This window comes from Flavobacterium maritimum (genome assembly GCF_040049085.1).
Taxonomy (GTDB): Bacteria; Bacteroidota; Bacteroidia; order Flavobacteriales; family Flavobacteriaceae; genus Flavobacterium; species Flavobacterium maritimum.
Genome location: NZ_JBDLZY010000009.1, coordinates 1 through 16,676 on the forward strand (window position 1 = coordinate 1; position 16,676 = coordinate 16,676).

General features: G+C 37.8%; 15 protein-coding genes. 14 read left to right on the forward strand and 1 reads right to left on the reverse strand.

Going from position 1 to position 16,676, the window contains the following annotated elements:
* Nucleotides 1-78: 78 nt before the first annotated feature.
* The 13 genes from fdhF to ABEB23_RS17155 all read left to right on the forward strand — a co-directional run bounded on the left by fdhF (nucleotide 79) and on the right by ABEB23_RS17155 (nucleotide 14,435).
* Entirely contained in the window at nucleotides 79-2,079 is a 2,001-nt protein-coding gene (fdhF, locus tag ABEB23_RS17095; protein ID WP_348814005.1) for a formate dehydrogenase subunit alpha, read from the forward strand.
* A gap of 3 nt (nucleotides 2,080-2,082) precedes the next feature.
* Complete coding sequence (locus ABEB23_RS17100; RefSeq protein WP_348813895.1) at nucleotides 2,083-2,541, forward strand: OsmC family protein; 459 nt, start codon at nucleotides 2,083-2,085, stop codon at nucleotides 2,539-2,541.
* Nucleotides 2,542-2,619: 78 nt separating this feature from the next.
* Nucleotides 2,620-4,350: an acetate--CoA ligase gene (gene acsA / locus ABEB23_RS17105; protein ID WP_348813896.1), complete on the forward strand. Its 1,731-nt coding sequence runs from the start codon at nucleotides 2,620-2,622 to the stop codon at nucleotides 4,348-4,350.
* 49 nt (nucleotides 4,351-4,399) lie between these two features.
* Nucleotides 4,400-5,920 carry a trypsin-like peptidase domain-containing protein gene (locus ABEB23_RS17110; RefSeq protein ID WP_348813898.1) on the forward strand — a complete coding sequence of 507 codons (1,521 nt, stop codon included), beginning with the start codon at nucleotides 4,400-4,402 and terminating at the stop codon, nucleotides 5,918-5,920.
* 138 nt (nucleotides 5,921-6,058) lie between these two features.
* Complete coding sequence (pdhA, locus tag ABEB23_RS17115) at nucleotides 6,059-7,054, forward strand: pyruvate dehydrogenase (acetyl-transferring) E1 component subunit alpha (protein ID WP_348813899.1); 996 nt, start codon at nucleotides 6,059-6,061, stop codon at nucleotides 7,052-7,054.
* The gene (locus tag ABEB23_RS17120) at nucleotides 7,038-7,466 is read left to right on the forward strand and encodes a DUF5655 domain-containing protein (RefSeq protein WP_348813900.1); all 429 of its coding nucleotides are present in this window, start codon (nucleotides 7,038-7,040) and stop codon (nucleotides 7,464-7,466) included. Before pdhA ends, ABEB23_RS17120 begins: the two co-directional genes overlap by 17 nt.
* Nucleotides 7,467-7,495: 29 nt before the next feature.
* Complete coding sequence (locus ABEB23_RS17125) at nucleotides 7,496-7,753, forward strand: zinc ribbon domain-containing protein (RefSeq protein WP_348813901.1); 258 nt, start codon at nucleotides 7,496-7,498, stop codon at nucleotides 7,751-7,753.
* Between the two features lie 21 nt (nucleotides 7,754-7,774).
* A complete protein-coding gene (locus ABEB23_RS17130) occupies nucleotides 7,775-8,773 on the forward strand; it encodes an alpha-ketoacid dehydrogenase subunit beta (protein WP_348813902.1) in 999 nt (332 codons plus the stop codon).
* Complete coding sequence (locus tag ABEB23_RS17135; protein WP_348813903.1) at nucleotides 8,766-9,920, forward strand: dihydrolipoamide acetyltransferase family protein; 1,155 nt, start codon at nucleotides 8,766-8,768, stop codon at nucleotides 9,918-9,920. Before ABEB23_RS17130 ends, ABEB23_RS17135 begins: the two co-directional genes overlap by 8 nt.
* Nucleotides 9,917-10,174: an acyl carrier protein gene (locus tag ABEB23_RS17140; protein ID WP_348813904.1), complete on the forward strand. Its 258-nt coding sequence runs from the start codon at nucleotides 9,917-9,919 to the stop codon at nucleotides 10,172-10,174. The genes ABEB23_RS17135 and ABEB23_RS17140 overlap by 4 nt, the downstream gene beginning before the upstream one ends.
* A gap of 326 nt (nucleotides 10,175-10,500) precedes the next feature.
* The gene (locus tag ABEB23_RS17145; protein ID WP_348813905.1) at nucleotides 10,501-12,117 is read left to right on the forward strand and encodes an NAD-dependent malic enzyme; all 1,617 of its coding nucleotides are present in this window, start codon (nucleotides 10,501-10,503) and stop codon (nucleotides 12,115-12,117) included.
* A gap of 73 nt (nucleotides 12,118-12,190) precedes the next feature.
* Nucleotides 12,191-13,294, forward strand: coding sequence for a site-2 protease family protein (locus tag ABEB23_RS17150; RefSeq protein ID WP_348813906.1), 1,104 nt, complete (start codon nucleotides 12,191-12,193; stop codon nucleotides 13,292-13,294).
* Nucleotides 13,281-14,435 carry a phospholipase D-like domain-containing protein gene (locus tag ABEB23_RS17155; RefSeq protein WP_348813907.1) on the forward strand — a complete coding sequence of 385 codons (1,155 nt, stop codon included), beginning with the start codon at nucleotides 13,281-13,283 and terminating at the stop codon, nucleotides 14,433-14,435. The genes ABEB23_RS17150 and ABEB23_RS17155 overlap by 14 nt, the downstream gene beginning before the upstream one ends.
* An 88-nt stretch (nucleotides 14,436-14,523) precedes the next feature.
* Here ABEB23_RS17155 and ABEB23_RS17160 read toward each other — a convergent pair whose 3' ends face one another.
* Entirely contained in the window at nucleotides 14,524-16,056 is a 1,533-nt protein-coding gene (locus ABEB23_RS17160) for a SulP family inorganic anion transporter (RefSeq protein WP_348813908.1), read from the reverse strand.
* Between the two features lie 401 nt (nucleotides 16,057-16,457).
* Between ABEB23_RS17160 and ABEB23_RS17165 the strand changes: the two genes are divergently transcribed.
* Complete coding sequence (locus tag ABEB23_RS17165; RefSeq protein WP_348813909.1) at nucleotides 16,458-16,583, forward strand: hypothetical protein; 126 nt, start codon at nucleotides 16,458-16,460, stop codon at nucleotides 16,581-16,583.
* Nucleotides 16,584-16,676 lie beyond the last annotated feature (93 nt).

A 16,676-nucleotide genomic window follows, 5' to 3' on the forward strand; every position in this document is an offset into this window, starting at 1 on the left:
GTAATCCCTTTATTTTATTGGCTTTTTCGACCTTTTTTATATTATGTATTTATATACTTTTGGTTATACCCCTTATAAATAAATGTCGGTACCAAAAATGACAAAATAGTCGGGATTCATCCTGTGATAGAATCTCCGGTAAGCAAAGGGCATCTTTGCGTGAAAGGGCGCTACGCCTGGAATTATAATTATGCCGACGACCGGATAAAGCATCCCATGATTCGCAAAAATGGGAAATGGATAAATGTTTCTTGGGAAGAAGCACTTCATTTTTGTTCTGAAAAACTAAAATCCATTTCTGCTCAGTATGGCCCGGATAGCATTGGAATCATCGCTTCTGCCCGAGCGACAAATGAGGAAAATTACCTGATACAAAAATTTGCAAGAGCAGTTATTGGAACAAATAATATTGAAAATTGTGCAAGGGTATGCCATCAACCAACTGCCAAAGCCATGAGCATGATGATGGGAACCGGAGCGGCAACCAATTCTTTTGATGATATCGAAAAAGCAAAAACAATTCTCATTTCCGGATCCAATGCCACTCAAAATCACCCTATCGTTGGAGCAAGAATCAAACAAACAGTGTTGAAAGGAACAAATCTGATTGTAATTGACCCTCGAAAAATTGAACTTACAAAATATGCCAAATATCATTTACAATTAAAGGCTGGTACCAATATTCCGCTTTTTAATGCCATGGCCAATGTTATTGTGGAAGAACAATTATTTGACCCTAAATTTTTAGACAAACGTGTTGAAGGTTGGGAAGTATTTAAAAAATTTATCAGCGAATGGACTCCCGAGCGAGCTGCTGATATTTGTCAGATTGATGCACAACTGATACGCGAGGCTGCCCGATTGTATGCTACGGCCTCTCCTTCTATGTGCTTTCATGGTCTTGGATTAACCGAACACACACAAGGAACAGAGTCTGTGATGGCTCTCGTAAACCTTGCACTGATTACAGGTAATATAGGTAAACCGGGAAGCGGAATTAACCCTTTACGAGGACAAAACAACGTTCAGGGTGCAGCAGTAATGGGCTGCGAGCCTGGATCATACACCGGCCTAGCTTCTGTAAAAAAAGACAGGGCGCGGTTTGAGAAACTCTGGAACGCCAATTTACCAGATAAAAAAGGGCTAAACCTACTTGAAATGATTGACGCTGCAGCATTGGGTAAACTCAAATCTCTGTGGATTGTTGGTTATGATGTCTATTTTACCATGCCTGATTCGAGTCATACGGAAAAAGCATTCCAAAACCTTGATTTACTTATCGTTCAAGATATGTTTCTTACTGAAACGGCTAAACGATTTGCAAATGTGTTTCTTCCCGTTGCTTCCTCATTTGAAAAAGAAGGAACTTTCATGAACTCGGAACGAAGAATTCAAAAAATAAGAAAAGTGATTCCTCCTCCCGATACAGTAAAAAGCGATTCGGAAATTATATGTGCCATGGCAGAAAAAATGGATAAAAAAATGTTATTTAATTATTCGTCAACCGAAGACATCTGGAATGAAATCAGGGAAGCATGGAAAACGGTTTTTGGGATTACCTACCAACGTCTGGAGAAAAACGGTATTCAATGGCCCTGCCCAGACGAAAACCATCCCGGCACCGAAATCCTTCACGAAAAAAAATTTCCCATTGGTGATAAAGCCAATCTTTTTCAAATAGATTATACGCCGACACCTGAGCAAGCCACTGAATTGTTTCCTTTTATTTTGACTACCGGAAGGGAATTGTATCATTTTAATTCTGGTACTATGACCTACAGAACTGCTAATAAAAACATTATTTCTTCCGATTTCCTGCATATTCATCCAGATGATGCAGTTCTGATAAAACTAAAAAATGGAGAACAGGCGAAAATTATAAGCAAATATGGCATTACCGTTTTACAGGTAAAAACTGATAACAACATTCGAAAAGGAGAATGTTTTACAACATTCAGCAACAGTGAAGTATTTACAAACAAAATTACAGGACCATTCAGGGATAAATATGTGCAAACACCAGAATATAAGATTACTTCTGTACGAATTGAAAAAATAGAGAAACAATTAAATTCATAAAAAATGCAGACATACGAAGTAAACCTAAAATGGACAGGTAAAAGAAAAGGAGTTTTAAGTTCTCCCGTTTTACCGCAAAGTATAGAAGTTGCCACACCGCCAGACTTCCCAAAAGGAATGGAAGGAATCTGGTCGCCGGAGCACTTATTTATTGCGGCTATAAATGGTTGTCTTCTGAGCACTTTTTTGACCATTGCCGAAAATTCTAAACTTGAATTTGTAAGCTTTGAAAGTAAATCTACTTGCATAGTGGATTTGGTTAATGGTAAATACACGGTCACCGAAATCATTCTGAAACCCAAAATCGTTATTCCCTTTTCCCAAAAACCAGACAGGGCAAAACATGTTTTGGAAATGAGTGAAAGATCCTGTCTGATTTCCAATGCTGTAAAAGTTCCTATCCGATTCGAACCCGAAATATTCACTGAGCACAGTATTATTCCCCTTGGGGAGCCATTCTGATTCGGACACTTATTCGAATAATCCATATAGTTATTAAAAGCATGATTCAACTGAATTGCACTACTTAATCACAATAGTATGATAACGATCAAAAATACAACGGCGCAACCTCCTTTTGATTATGAAAAAGCATACACCTCTTTTTCATGGGAAAACATTGCCCTTGAATTAAGTGGTCTCCCAGATAAAAAAGGTTTGAACATTGCCTATGAAGCTATAGAACGTCATACTGATCGTATAAAAAACACAATCGCTTTCCGTTTTATTCGAAAAGACAGAAGCTTTCACGATCTGACTTATGGGGAACTACAAAAACAGACTTCGCAATTTGCCAATGTTCTTCAGAATTTAGGTATTCAAAAAGGAGAACGCGTTTTCTCTTTTGCCGGACGAATTCCTGAATTATACATTACTGCCTTGGGCACTTTGAAATACACTGCCGTTTTTTGTCCACTGTTTTCTGTATTTGGCCCCGAGCCAGTTTTCCAAAGACTTAGCAGAGGAGATGCCACCGTTTTAGTGACCACTTCTATTTTATTTGAAAAAAAGATAAAACTTTTAATCGAAAGGCTTCCAGTACTTCGTTACATTATTCTCACTGATGCAAGCGAACACATTTCAGAAAAAGTATTGTCTTTTTCTAAACTGATGGAAGATGCCATAACCGATTTTATTATCCCGAAAACCAGTCCTGAAGATCCGGCTCTACTTCATTTTACCAGTGGAACGACCGGAATGCCAAAAGGAGTCCTTCATGTACATCAGGCTGTGCTTACCCATTACATAACCGGTAAATATGTTCTGGATTTCCATGCAGGAGATAGATATTGGTGCACGGCAGATCCAGGATGGGTAACAGGAACTTCCTATGGGATTATTGCCCCTTTACTTCATGGAATAACCAGTATAATTGATGAAGAAGATTTTGAGGCCGCAAGATGGTATTCGATTCTCGAGGAACATAAAATTTCAATCTGGTACACCGCTCCCACTGCTATCAGGCGGTTGATGCGAATGGATATAAAACCAAGACTTTCGTATCATCTCGAAAATCTAAGATTGATTTTGAGTGTGGGGGAACCTCTTCATGCCGAAGCTGTGATTTGGGGTCAGGATAATTTTGGTATTCCAATTCTGGACAATTGGTGGCAAACCGAAACCGGAGGAATTATGATTGCCAACTACCCCTCTATGAAAGTAAAACCCGGTTCAATGGGAAAACCGTTACCCGGAATTGAAATTGCAATTGCCGAAGTGAATGACAAACAGTTAAAATTGATTACAGAACCCAATATCCAAGGGCATTTGGTTCTAAAAAAGGGTTTTCCATCTCTTTTTCGCGGCTATCTGCATGAAGAAGAACGTTACAAAAAATGCTTTATAGGCAAATGGTACCTCAGCGGGGATTTGGCCAAAAAAGATGCCGACGGCTATTACTGGTTTATTGGTCGGGCTGATGATATTATCAAAACTTCGGGGCATATGGTTGGACCTTTTGAAGTAGAAAGTACCCTGATGCGACATCCCGCCGTGGCAGAAGCAGCAGTGATTGGAAAACCGGAACCGACCATTGGCGAATTGGTAAAAGCATTTGTAGTATTGAAAACTGGTGAACCGCCCAATGAAGAAACTAAAATGGATATTATGGGTTTCGCCCGAAAAGAAATGGGACCAGCTGTAGCACCTAAAGAAATTGAATTCATCGCGAGTATTCCCAAAACCCGGAGCGGAAAAATTTTACGCCGATTATTAAAAGCACGAGAACTGGGATTACCGGAAGGAGATCTCTCCACATTGGAACAATCCTAAAATAATGCTAGCATATCCAAACTAATGTTCACTAAAATCAACCACAGTCATGATAACACATAAAGAAAGAAATTGGAAAAGTACGGGAATATATTGGTTTATTTTCCTCTTATTAATTCAAGGATGCCAAGCACAGGACAAGAAAAATGAAAAGGATATTGAAGCCATTCAGAAAAGTGCTGCTTCCAGTCCAGATAAAACTTTTTATACTGGTAATGTCGATTTCAGATTGGCTGCCAAAACAGCAACTCCAGGTGTCGTCAACATCAAATCTACTTTCAAATCACAGGCACAACAATATGGAAATGGCGACAATAATTTTCATGACATTCCAGATGCCTTAAAAGATTTTTTTAAAAACGATCCTTTTTTCAGACAATTTGAATTCCAAAATCCCGAGTCAGAACAACAAGATTCCCAACCGATAGTAGGGAGTGCCTCCGGCGTTATCCTGACACCCGACGGCTACATAATTACCAATAACCATGTTGTCAAAAATGCTGATGAAATTAATGTCACTTTGTTTGACGGACGCTCGTATCCAGCTAAAATTATTGGTACTGATCCGCAAACAGATTTGGCTCTTCTTAAGATCAACGAAAAGGATCTTTCCTTCATTATGTATGGCGACAGTGATACTATAGAAGTTGGGGAATGGGTAGTTGCAGTAGGAAATCCGTTTAATCTGGCCTCTACCGTTACGGCAGGAATCGTCAGTGCCAAAGCCCGAAATATCAATATACTAAGTGATCAGGGAGCTATCGAATCCTTCATACAAACTGATGCGGCAGTCAATCCCGGCAACAGCGGCGGAGCATTGGTAACACTTGAAGGAAAACTCATCGGAATCAATACAGCCATAGCGACACCAACGGGGGTGTATGCAGGTTATGCTTTCGCCATCCCTGTAGATATAGTTAAAAAAGTAGCAAACGATCTGATGAATTTTGGAACTGTTCAGCGAGGCGTTCTTGGCATTGTTATCCGTGATATGAACAGTACCATTGCAAAAGAAATCAACAGCGACCGTGCTAATGGGGTTTATGTCGACAGCGTATCAGTAAATGGTGCGGCACAGTTAGCAGGGGTCAAAGCGAAAGATGTTATTATCAGTATTGATAATATTGAAACAAAAACCTCATCTAAATTACAGGAAATTATTATGCGGAAACGCCCGGGCGAAAAAGTAAAAATCACCCTAATCCGAAATGGAAGCGAAAAAAAAGAACTTATTGCCACACTCAAAAAACAAGAACAAAGTACTACTATAATTAAAACTGCAAGCTCTAGTATACTTAAAGATTTGGGAGTTCAATTAGTTCCTATTACTGCTGAAGATCAGAAAAAATACAAATTAAAAGCCGGACTAAAAGTCACAAAAATATCGGAAGGAAAACTGAAACAATACACAGATATACGGGAAGGCTTTGTGATTACGTCAGTCAACAATAAACCGGTAACATCTGTAAACTCATTTATTGAGGCGGTAGGAGCGCAAAAAGGCGGCATCATGTTACAAGGAAAATACGCTGGTGATTCTACTTTTTATTATTATGCATTTGGAATGTAAAAAAACGGCACTCAAATGAGGAATACCAATCGGATTTAGCCTGTTACACTATTTTCAAAGATTTTGCATCAGTGACTTATTTTTTTTTACAGAAGATTTCTGGATTATCAATATATTTTTTAATTAAAATAAAACATCATGTTACACGCTGGATCATTACCCGCACCGATGGACGAAAAAAAAGGACTTTTACTTTTGTATCAAATGCTGCTCATTCGAAGGTTTGAAGAGAAAGCCGCTGAACAATACACCAAAGCCAAAATCCGCGGATTTCTGCATTTGTACATTGGAGAAGAAGCTGTCGCTGTAGGAGTAAATCAGGCATTGAATGAGGATGATAATATTCTTAGCACGTATCGAGAACACGGTCATGCATTGGCTCGTGGAATTGATGCTGATAGGATCATGGCTGAAATGTATGGCAAAATGGAAGGCTGCAGCCGAGGCCGTGGCGGTTCGATGCATTTGTTTGATGTCTCAAAAAAGTTTTATGGAGGAAATGCTATCGTATGTGGCCATCTTCCTGTAGCGGTAGGAATGGCATTGGCATCCAAAAAACAAAAGAAAGCTAACATCACCTGCGTGTTTTTTGGTGAAGGAGCCGCTGCTGAGGGCGAATTCCATGAAGCTATGAATCTGGCAGCGCTATGGAAAGTTCCCCTTTTATTTGTTTGCGAAAACAATCTGTATGCCATGGGAACCGCTATACGATACTCGCATGCTGTGACTGAACTGGAAAAAAAAGGTGCTGCTTACGGAATAGAATCTGTTGCCGTAGACGGAATGGATTTACTGGCTGTAATGGATGCGGCCAATATGGCTGTCCAAAAAGTGAGAACTAGCGGAAATCCTTATTTATTGGTTTGTAATACCTATCGTTTCAGGGCCCACTCGATGTTTGATGCCGAATTATACCGGGACAAAAAAGAAGTGGATGAATGGAAAAAACGAGATCCTATTCCGCAATTCCAACAATATCTTTTGCAAAAACAATGGATTACAGAAAATGAATTGGCGATAATGGAGGAAAAAATACAGCATAAAATCCAGATTGCTGTCGATTTTGCGGAAGCAGGAAATTGGGAACCAATAGACTACTTAACCAAATTTGTTTACAGTGAAAACAAAACCTAAAACAATCAATTTATGGACTTGTCCTACATGTGGACGTCAATTTGAGAAAAAAAATCAAAGTCATTCCTGTAAATTATTCCCTATAGAACAACATTTTAAGAATAAAGACAAGGGAAAATTATTATACGATAAACTTGAAGTGGCAGTCAGAAGGATGCTTGGCTCTCTTAAAATTGAATCTCTGGAATGTTGCATTCACTTTGTCAGCACATTCACATTTGCGGCTGTAAAAATTTTCAAAAACAAAATAAGAGTTGATTTTGCTCTAAGTCATGAAATAAAAAACGAAAGAATTAAACAATATATTCAACTATCATCAAATCGCTACTTGTTCTATATTGATATTGTTACGGAAGATGAAATTAATAACGAATTGATCAGATGGATTAAGGAAGCACATGACAAGAAATAGCTAAATTATTAACCATCAAAAAATACATCATGGAAAATAAAGAAATCTGTCAAAGTTGCGGAATGCCGCTTGACTCAGAAGCCGTAAAAGGAACCAAAAAAAATGGTTTAAAAAGCAAAGAATATTGTAAGTACTGTTATGAAAATGGGGAATTCAAACACCCAAAAATGAGCTTGGAAGAAATGCAAAACAATGTCAAAAACCAAATGAAAAAATTGGAACTTCATGACTATGCCATTCAAAAAGCCATTAATATTCTGCCTGCCTTAAAACGTTGGAAAAGCTAAAAACACAAATGTATTTACCTCATGGAAAACACTATCGAAAAAACAAACAGTACCTATCGTGATGCTTTGAAACAGGGCCTTCGCGAAGCATTGCAAAATGATGAACGGGTTTTTCTAATGGGGGAAGATGTGGGACGGTACGGAGGCGCTTTTGCGGTAAGCAAAGGATTGTTACAGGAATTTGGCGAAGAGCGAATTATGGACGTTCCGCTTTCGGAAGCCGGTTTTGTGGGCGCCGGAATTGGGGCTGCCATAACTGGCATGAAACCCATTGTTGAAGTTATGACTGTTAACTTCAGTTTGCTGGCGATGGATCAAATTGTGAATAATGCGGCCACATTGCAACACATGACGGGCGGACAATTGCAGGTTCCTCTGGTCATACGAATGAGCTCTGGAATTGGTCGTCAATTGGGAGCTCAACATTCCCATAGTTGGGAACCGTTTTATGCACATATTCCCGGACTGATCGTTTTATCAGTGGGAACTCATGAAGATGCCCGGTCTATGTTACGGACTGCTTTGCAAAGTCCAGATCCTGTGTTATTGTTCGAATATACCTCAATGCTCAATTTAGAAAAAGAAATCAACGCCAATCCTGAAACAGTTGACATCACTAAAGCAAAAGTTCTAAGAGAGGGAACAGCTCTTTCGATTATCACTTATGGAACAGCGGTGTATAAAAGTTTGGAAGCAGCCGATGAATTAGCATCTATTGGCATTAATGTCGAAGTCATAGACTTGCGGGTTTTGAGGCCTCTGGACGAAACTACTTTTCTGAATTCGGTTGCCAAAACACATCGGGCCCTTATTGTGGAAGACGCCTGGCGTTCGGTCAGTATTTCTTCGGAAGTAAGCGCCCGTATTATGGAAAAAGCATTTTATGATTTGGATGCCCCAGTTGAACGATTGTGCGGTGTTGAAGTACCTATTCCCTACCCTGCCCATTTAGAAGAGGCATCCGTTCCTCAAAAAAAGGACATTGTAAATGCTGCAAAAAAAATGATTTCTCATGATTGAATTTCTAATGCCAAGTTTAGGCGCTGATATGGAAGACGGAACCTTGATCGAGTGGAAAAAAAAGCCAGGCGATCCGGTGAAACGTGGGGATATTATTGCTGAAGTAGAAACACAAAAAGGACTCATTGAAATCGAAGTTTTTGACGAAGGAACCATAGCTGAACTGCTGATTCAGGAAGGCACTAAAGTACCAGTTGGCACTGTAATGGCTTTGATTAGTCCAACTGCTGTTGCATTAGAAACTAAAAAAGAAGAACCAATCACATTACAACCCATAGAAGAAAAAATAGCCCAACCAATTGTTCGAGAGAAAATAGAAGCCAAACATATCAAGGCATCACCTTTAGCGAAAAGAATAGCGGCAGAAAATCATATTGACCTTCAGCAAATAAAAGGAACCGGACCCGAAGGTGCTATTACCAAAGAAGATGTGGAGCATGCCCTAGCGCAAGGGACTTCTTTTGAAAAAGAAAAAACAACAGAGCCCGCCGTACTGATTCGTTCTGCAGTTGCTGCCGCAATGAGTAAATCGAACAGGGAGATTCCGCATTACTATCTGGAGAAAAAAATAGACCTCACCAAAGCATTGAAATGGTTGCAGGAAGCCAACAGCCTTCGAAAAATAGCATCTCGTCTACTTCCTGTCGTTTTGTTTATAAAAGCAACCGCAAAATCACTGAAGGGATTTCCGGATTTGAATGCGACTTGGGATAACGGTTTGCAACAAAAAAAAGATATCAATATTGGTTTTGTCATATCATTGCGAAACGGTGGAATTATCGTTCCTGCTATTCATCAGGCTGATTTAAAAAGCATTGACGAAATCATGGAAGCATTAAACGACATTATTCCAAGAGCAAGGGCCTTGAAATTAAGAAGTTCTGAGCTGAGTGATTCCACTATTACGATTACCAGTATGGGAGATGGTGGTGCGGATTTGGTTTTTGGTGTGATTTATCCTCCCCAAGTAGCTATAGTGGGATTTGGAAGTATTTCGGAGCAGCCTTTTGCGGAAGCAGGAATGCTGGGTATCCGTTCTGTAGTAACAGTTACTTTGGCTGGTGATCATCGTGCCACGGATGGACTGACTGGCAGCCGGTTTTTGAATGTTCTAAATAAAAATTTACAAAATCCCGAATCATTATGACCGAAGAAACTATTAAGCAAACCATTTTTCAATTATTGAAACATATTGCACCGGACACAGAGCCTTCAGAATTAAAACCCGAAGAAAATATTAAGGAGACTCTTAATATTGATTCTTTCGATGCACTTCAATTCCTTGTAGCATTAGACAAAAAATTAGGAATCGAAATTCCGGAACAGGATTATGGAAAAACGACAAACTTACAAAACTTGGTTTCCTATATCCAAGATAAAATGAAATCGAAAAACATGTAACAGAAAACTGAAATCACGATGGCAATTATCTTTCAAAACACATTCGCTGCATCCCTTCATCGCTATCGAAATTACTGACAAAAACAGGAGGTAAATTTTTCATTTTCCAAAATATTTTAATTATATTTGATACAATGTCAGTTGATTGACTTCAAAAAAGGAAACATCTCTATTGTTCTAATTATCAAATTTTATCAATAAACTCTCATTCTTTTTAATCTATTTTAATTAATACGTATTCAATACACATTACCCTTATGATGCTCATAGCAAATTAAAATCTAGACTGGTCACTACTTTTTTCAACTATATCAAAAAAATCTAAGATGAAAGAACATATAGGTTATTCAATTATGCGTAACGCCCGTACCAATAAAGGAGGTGCATTTACTCTGGAAGAAAGAAAGAAATATGGATTAATGGGATTATTGCCCGATGTAGTCGAGACATTAGAAACCCAGATTTTACGCGTCAATGAGCAGCTTGATAATTTTCAACGTCCAATAAATAAGTACATTTATCTAATGAATTTATTGGAAACAAACGAGACCCTGTTTTTCAAAACAATTAGCAGCAAACCTTCGAAATTTTTACCATTGGTCTACACTCCAACTGTTGGGGAAGCCTGTGAAAAACTAGGACATTTAGCCAGACGCCCGAGAGGACTTTACATTTCCATTAATCAAAAAGACAATATCAAAGAAATACTCCGAAACTGGCCTGTAGATGATATCCGCTTCACAGTAGTTACTGATGGTGAACGTATTCTGGGTCTAGGGGATTTAGGAATAAACGGGATGGGTATACCTATTGGTAAATTGATTTTATACACCAGTTGCGCAGGTGTTCCTCCTGAGCACACCTTGCCCATAATTTTAGATGCCGGAACCAACAACGAAGATTTTTTGGATGATCCACTTTATCCCGGTTTGAAACAAAAAAGAATCAAAGGAAAAGAATTTGATGATTTTATCGATGCTTTTGTAGTGGCAATAAATGAAGTATTCCCTAAAATTTGCATTCAATGGGAAGACTTTGCAGGTGTTGATGCGATTCGAATTTTAAATAAATATCAAGACAAAATCAGTACTTTCAATGATGACATGCAAGGAACTGCAGCTATAGCCACAGCAGGTTTTATCGCCATCAGCCGTCTGTTAAAAAAACCTTTTAAAGAACAACGATTCCTTTTTCTGGGTGCAGGAGCAGCCGCTTTTGGTATCGCTGATATGTTGGTCCATAAATTTCAAAAAGACGGATTAAGCAAAGAGGAAGCACTGAACCAAATTTGGATGTTTGATGTTAATGGGTTGCTTGTCAATGCTAGAACTGACTTAGCCGATTATCAAAAAACATTCGCACACGAAGGAGAATTATCTACTGACTTTGCCGAATCGATACTAAAAATCAAACCAACTGCCATAATTGGTGTAAGTACCATTGGAGGGGCTTTCAATCAACAGATCATTGAAAACATGAGTTTGGTAAACGAAAGACCAATTATTTTTCCGTACTCCAATCCAACCTCTCATTCAGAATGTTCCGCTGAAAATGCTTATAACTGGAGCAAAGGAAAAGCTATTTTTGCCAGTGGAAGTCCTTTTGCACCTGTCACTTACGAAGGAAAAACATTTACTCCCGGACAAGGAAATAATGTTTACATATTTCCCGCAATGGGACTGGCTGTTTTCGCCACCGAAGCAACACGAGTGACTGATGAGATGTTTATCACTGCAGCAGAAGCGGTAGCCGAACAGATCAGTGAAGAAGATTTTGAGAATGGATTGATTTACCCAAACATAGATTCTATTTTAGAAGTGTCCTTAAATGTTGCCATAAAAGTGACGAAACAGATTTTTGATTCGGGATTAGCCCGTGTAGAAAGACCTGCTGATATCAAAGCATTTATAAAAAGTAAAATGTATGAGCCTGCTTATAAATAAAATTGAAGGTTCAATACATCTGCTTCCCAGAATTACCATACAAACCGATTAACTTTATTAAAAAGTAAACGTAATGAAAGGCTCTTTAAAACTCGGAAAAATTGCAGGCATCGGAATATACATCCATTGGACCTTCTCGATACTTATAATTTTCATTATATTTATGAACTACAGAACCGGTTACAATGCCCTGCAAACCGCATGGTCTGTCATGTTTATTCTGAGTGTTTTTGTTACGGTTCTATTACATGAATTGGGACATGCACTGATGGCTAAAAAATACAACATCCAAACCAAAGACATTACACTTTTGCCTATAGGCGGTTTAGCGCGCTTAGAAAGACTACCCGAAAAACCTATTGAAGAATTATTAGTTGCTTTTGCCGGACCCATGGTAAATATTGCTTTAGCATTATTAACTGGTCTTTTTATTTCTTTACCGCAAACTCCAGAAGAATTTAGCATCATTATTTCGAATGGTGTTAATGCGGATAACTTTTTCCTAAATTTCTTCATGGTCAATATTTGGCTGGCTCTTTTCAACCTCATTCCAGCTTTTCCTATGGATGGAGGAAGAGTACTGCGAGCCTTGCTGGCTTTCAAGTTTGAAAGACATGTGGCAACCAAAATAGCGGCCCGTATAGGACAATTTCTGGCTTTGGGTTTTATCCTTTTAGGTTTTTTTTCAAATCCCTTTTTGATCGCTATAGGACTGTTTGTTATGTTTGGTGCTCAAATCGAAACGGAACATACTGAGGCTCAATTCCTGCTTAAAGACTTTAAAGTAAGGGATGTATTAATGACACAATACCAAACCATCGATGCCAATGATACCTTAGAAATTGCCGTTGCCTTGTTGCTTGATAGTCAAAATAAAAGTTTTGTGGTAACCGAAAACAGCAAAGTAGTAGGAACCTTGAATCGGGATGAAATCATTTTGGCACTTTCTAAAAAAGAAGAAAACCCTACTATTAGTACCATCATGAACAAAAATTTGATTTATCTTGATGTTGACACTCTTTTAGAAAATGTGTTTGAACAGATTTATCAAAATAAATTAACCTTAGTACTTGTTACGAAAAACGATCAAGTCATTGGAACTTTAGATACTGAAAATATTCTGGAGTTTATTTTGATAAAAGAAGTTAAAACCAAAAAAACGTATGCCAATCACTGAAAATCCTGTTTCTACTACTGAAAACATTGAACTTGTTCATAGTGGTGAAGATTATTTTTCTCGCTTGGAAAGCATGATAAGCAAGGCACAATTTGAAATACATCTTCAGATGTATATTTTTGAAAATGATGTGACAGGAGGAAGAATTATCAAGGTGTTGAAAAAAGCCGCCAGTCGCCAAGTAAAAATCTATATTTTGCTGGATGGTTTTGGTTCCCTAACTTTCCCTACAGAAATTATAAATGAGCTGAAACAAAACGGAATTAACTTTCGATACTTTTCCCCATTATTTTCTAAAAACTCGTTTTATCTCGGTAGAAGATTGCATCAAAAAGTAGTTGTTGTTGATGCTAAAACGGCATTAATCGGAGGAATCAATATTGCAGATAAATACCACGGAACCGAAACCGAAGCACCTTGGCTTGACTATGCTGTTCTGGTAAATGGTAAAATTGCAGAACCTCTGGCAGAACTTTGCGAAGCAATTTATTTTAAGAACAAAGAAATTCAAAGAAAAAAAATAAATCCGGTTTACCAATCTAAAAGAGATGCAATGGTACGTATTCTTCAAAATGACTGGTTGAATCGTAAAAGTGAAATTTCGAATGCCTATATAAAATCCATTAGCAGCGCCAATAATCAAATAACTATTGTAGGAAGTTATTTTCTGCCTGGCCGAAAGTTAGCCCGCGCCCTCAAAAAAGCATCCAAAAACAAAGTGCGGATCCGATTAATTTTATCTGGAGTTTCGGATCTCCCGATGACCAGACGCGCTGCCTGTTATTTTTATTCGAAACTTCTTAGTTACAATATTGAACTGTATGAATGGAACCAATCTGTTTTACACGGAAAAGCTGCAGTAGTCGATAACCTGTGGACCACCATTGGATCTTTTAACCTGAATAATTTAAGTTCGTATGGAAGTGTCGAAATGAACGTAGGCATCAATTCGGCGGGTTTTTCGAAAATGTATCAGGAACATCTCAACCAGATTATTTTGCAATGTCAAAAAATAACTCCTGAATCCTTAAAAATAAGAGATACAATGTTTTCAAAAACGGTAAACGGTCTATCTTATTACATGACAAGAGCCATCGAAATAATAATGACGTATCTTCCTTATAAGCGATTTAATAATTAATTATAAAAAAGAATTACAATCAAATCAGTCATATATAATTTCCACAAAACGATTTGATGTCTCGAATAATAACGAACCATGTGTTCCACTACTCTATTGCTACTTTATAAGTTGGGTCTTCCAAAATATTTACATCTATAAGCTGATCTGCGTTTTGAAGCAATTGTCGGCAATCAGCACTCAAATGACGCAAATGCACTCTTTTATTGATTTTAGCATAGCGCTCTGTAATTTTATTGACAGCGTCAATAGCACTCATATCCACTATTTTACTTTCTTTAAAATCAATTATCACTTCCGCAGGATCATTTAAAACATCAAACTTTTCAGCAAATGCAGTGGTAGAAGCAAAGAAAAGAGGCCCGTAAATTTCGTAATGCTTGACACCTTTTTCGTCTGTATATTTTTTGGCACGAATGCGTTTCGCACTTTCCCAAGCAAATACCAAGGCTGAAATAACCACCCCAATTAAAACTGCCAATGCCAAATTGTGAAGTACAACCGTAATTAAAGCCACAGTTACCAAAACAAAAATATCATGTTTGGGCATTTTATTAATTATTCGGAAACTCGCCCATTCAAAAGTTCCGATAGCAACCATAATCATAACCCCCACCAAAGCCGCAATAGGCAACTTCTGAATTACAGGTCCACCGAATAAAATAATCAATAGAATTGTCAATGCCGCAACAATACCTGACAAACGAGCCCTAGAGCCTGCGGAAAGATTGACTAAGGTTTGAGCAATCATAGGACAACCACCCATCCCATAGAAAAACCCATTAAGAATATTGGCACTCCCCTGCGCGATTGACTCCCTGTTACCATTACCTTTGGTCGCTGTAATTTCATCCACTAAGTTTAAAGTCAATAAGCCTTCCGTTAAACCAACTGAAGCCATAATCAAAGCGTACGGAAAAATCAATTGGAACGTTTCCCAATTCAGTGGTATATCAGGAACATGAAACGGAGGAAAACCACCACTGATGGATGCAATATCCATAACTGTCTTCGTTTGGATGTTAAAACCTAAAACCACAGCAAAAACAATAATAATGGCGACTAAAGAAGCCGGAACCGCTTTGGATATTCTAGGAAAAAGAATCACTATTGCAATGGTTAAAGCGACCAAACCCAACATGATAAACAGCGGATTTCCAGAAAGCCAAACACTCTGACCATTCACTATTGTTTTAAACTGTTCTATTTGCGACATAAAAATAACTATGGCCAATCCGTTTACAAAACCAAACATTACGGGCTGCGGTACTAAGCGGATAAATTTTCCTAGTTTAAAGACGCCGACCAAAATTTGCAAGACGCCAGCTAAAGCAACAGCCGCGAACACATATTCTAAACCATTCGATTTCATTAAAGCAATTAACACAATCACTGTTGCACCAGCTCCTCCTGACACCAGGCCAGGTCTTCCTCCAAAAATTGCAGTCACCAACCCCATAATAAAGGCCGCATACAAACCGGTTAATGGCGGAAAACCCGCTAATATCGCAAAAGAAAGTGATTCGGGAATCATGGTCATCGCAACGGTAAAGCCAGCTAAGATTTCTGTTCTGTAATTGACTTTTTGCTTGAAATCAAATAAATTTATAACGTTTTTCATTTTTTGACGTAGTGTTGTTTTTCTGAAAAAGGATATTGCAGTTCACTGTATGTTTTCTGTAAATATTGGATATAAAAAAAATAAGGTGGAGTTAATTCAGAAACAATAGGAATCCTTTTTTATTTTGAAATACAAAAATAGATTTTTTTAAACAGAACATCGGTGAAAGCATTTGTTTAATCGATGAATCGTTCATTTCAGAATAAAAATAAATTTTATTATTATAAAAAGTCAAAAATAAGGTTAATTAATTTTTAAATAATCACAATTGTTCATAAATAATTAAATATATCATAATAGTGTTAAATATTTTTTTGTAACTTTATGTAGTTATTTATTTGAATACAAACACATTATAAGCAAAATCATAATTATTTTAATAGTTCTAAATTGTAACTAAAATGGGACCTAATAAAGTAAGTCATAAAAAAAAAGAGGAATGGATTCAAAAGGATTTAAAAAGTAAGATTCCAAAATTGAATAAAAAAACACTTTTTATTCCAAGTCTGAAAGAATTGTACTTTTAGTTCATTCCCTGAAGAAATGTTAGTTTCGACTAACAACGGAGCCGTGAGTCACTGCTCTGTATTTGAACACTTTTTCAAGCACGGGATTTAAAA

Excerpts from the sequence above, each read along its gene's own strand:
- ABEB23_RS17150 (WP_348813906.1), top strand. The coding sequence starts at position 12,191 with ATGAAAGGCTCTTTAAAACTCGGAAAAATTGCAGGCATCGGAATATAC.
- ABEB23_RS17155 (WP_348813907.1), top strand. The coding sequence starts at position 13,281 with ATGCCAATCACTGAAAATCCTGTTTCTACTACTGAAAACATTGAACTT.
- pdhA (WP_348813899.1), top strand. The coding sequence starts at position 6,059 with ATGTTACACGCTGGATCATTACCCGCACCGATGGACGAAAAAAAAGGA.
- ABEB23_RS17130 (WP_348813902.1), top strand. The coding sequence starts at position 7,775 with ATGGAAAACACTATCGAAAAAACAAACAGTACCTATCGTGATGCTTTG.
- acsA (WP_348813896.1), top strand. The coding sequence starts at position 2,620 with ATGATAACGATCAAAAATACAACGGCGCAACCTCCTTTTGATTATGAA.
- ABEB23_RS17160 (WP_348813908.1), bottom strand. The coding sequence starts at position 16,056 with ATGAAAAACGTTATAAATTTATTTGATTTCAAGCAAAAAGTCAATTAC.
- ABEB23_RS17145 (WP_348813905.1), top strand. The coding sequence starts at position 10,501 with ATGAAAGAACATATAGGTTATTCAATTATGCGTAACGCCCGTACCAAT.
- ABEB23_RS17140 (WP_348813904.1), top strand. The coding sequence starts at position 9,917 with ATGACCGAAGAAACTATTAAGCAAACCATTTTTCAATTATTGAAACAT.
- ABEB23_RS17110 (WP_348813898.1), top strand. The coding sequence starts at position 4,400 with ATGATAACACATAAAGAAAGAAATTGGAAAAGTACGGGAATATATTGG.
- ABEB23_RS17165 (WP_348813909.1), top strand. The coding sequence starts at position 16,458 with ATGGGACCTAATAAAGTAAGTCATAAAAAAAAAGAGGAATGGATTCAA.
- ABEB23_RS17100 (WP_348813895.1), top strand. The coding sequence starts at position 2,083 with ATGCAGACATACGAAGTAAACCTAAAATGGACAGGTAAAAGAAAAGGA.
- ABEB23_RS17135 (WP_348813903.1), top strand. The coding sequence starts at position 8,766 with ATGATTGAATTTCTAATGCCAAGTTTAGGCGCTGATATGGAAGACGGA.
- ABEB23_RS17125 (WP_348813901.1), top strand. The coding sequence starts at position 7,496 with ATGGAAAATAAAGAAATCTGTCAAAGTTGCGGAATGCCGCTTGACTCA.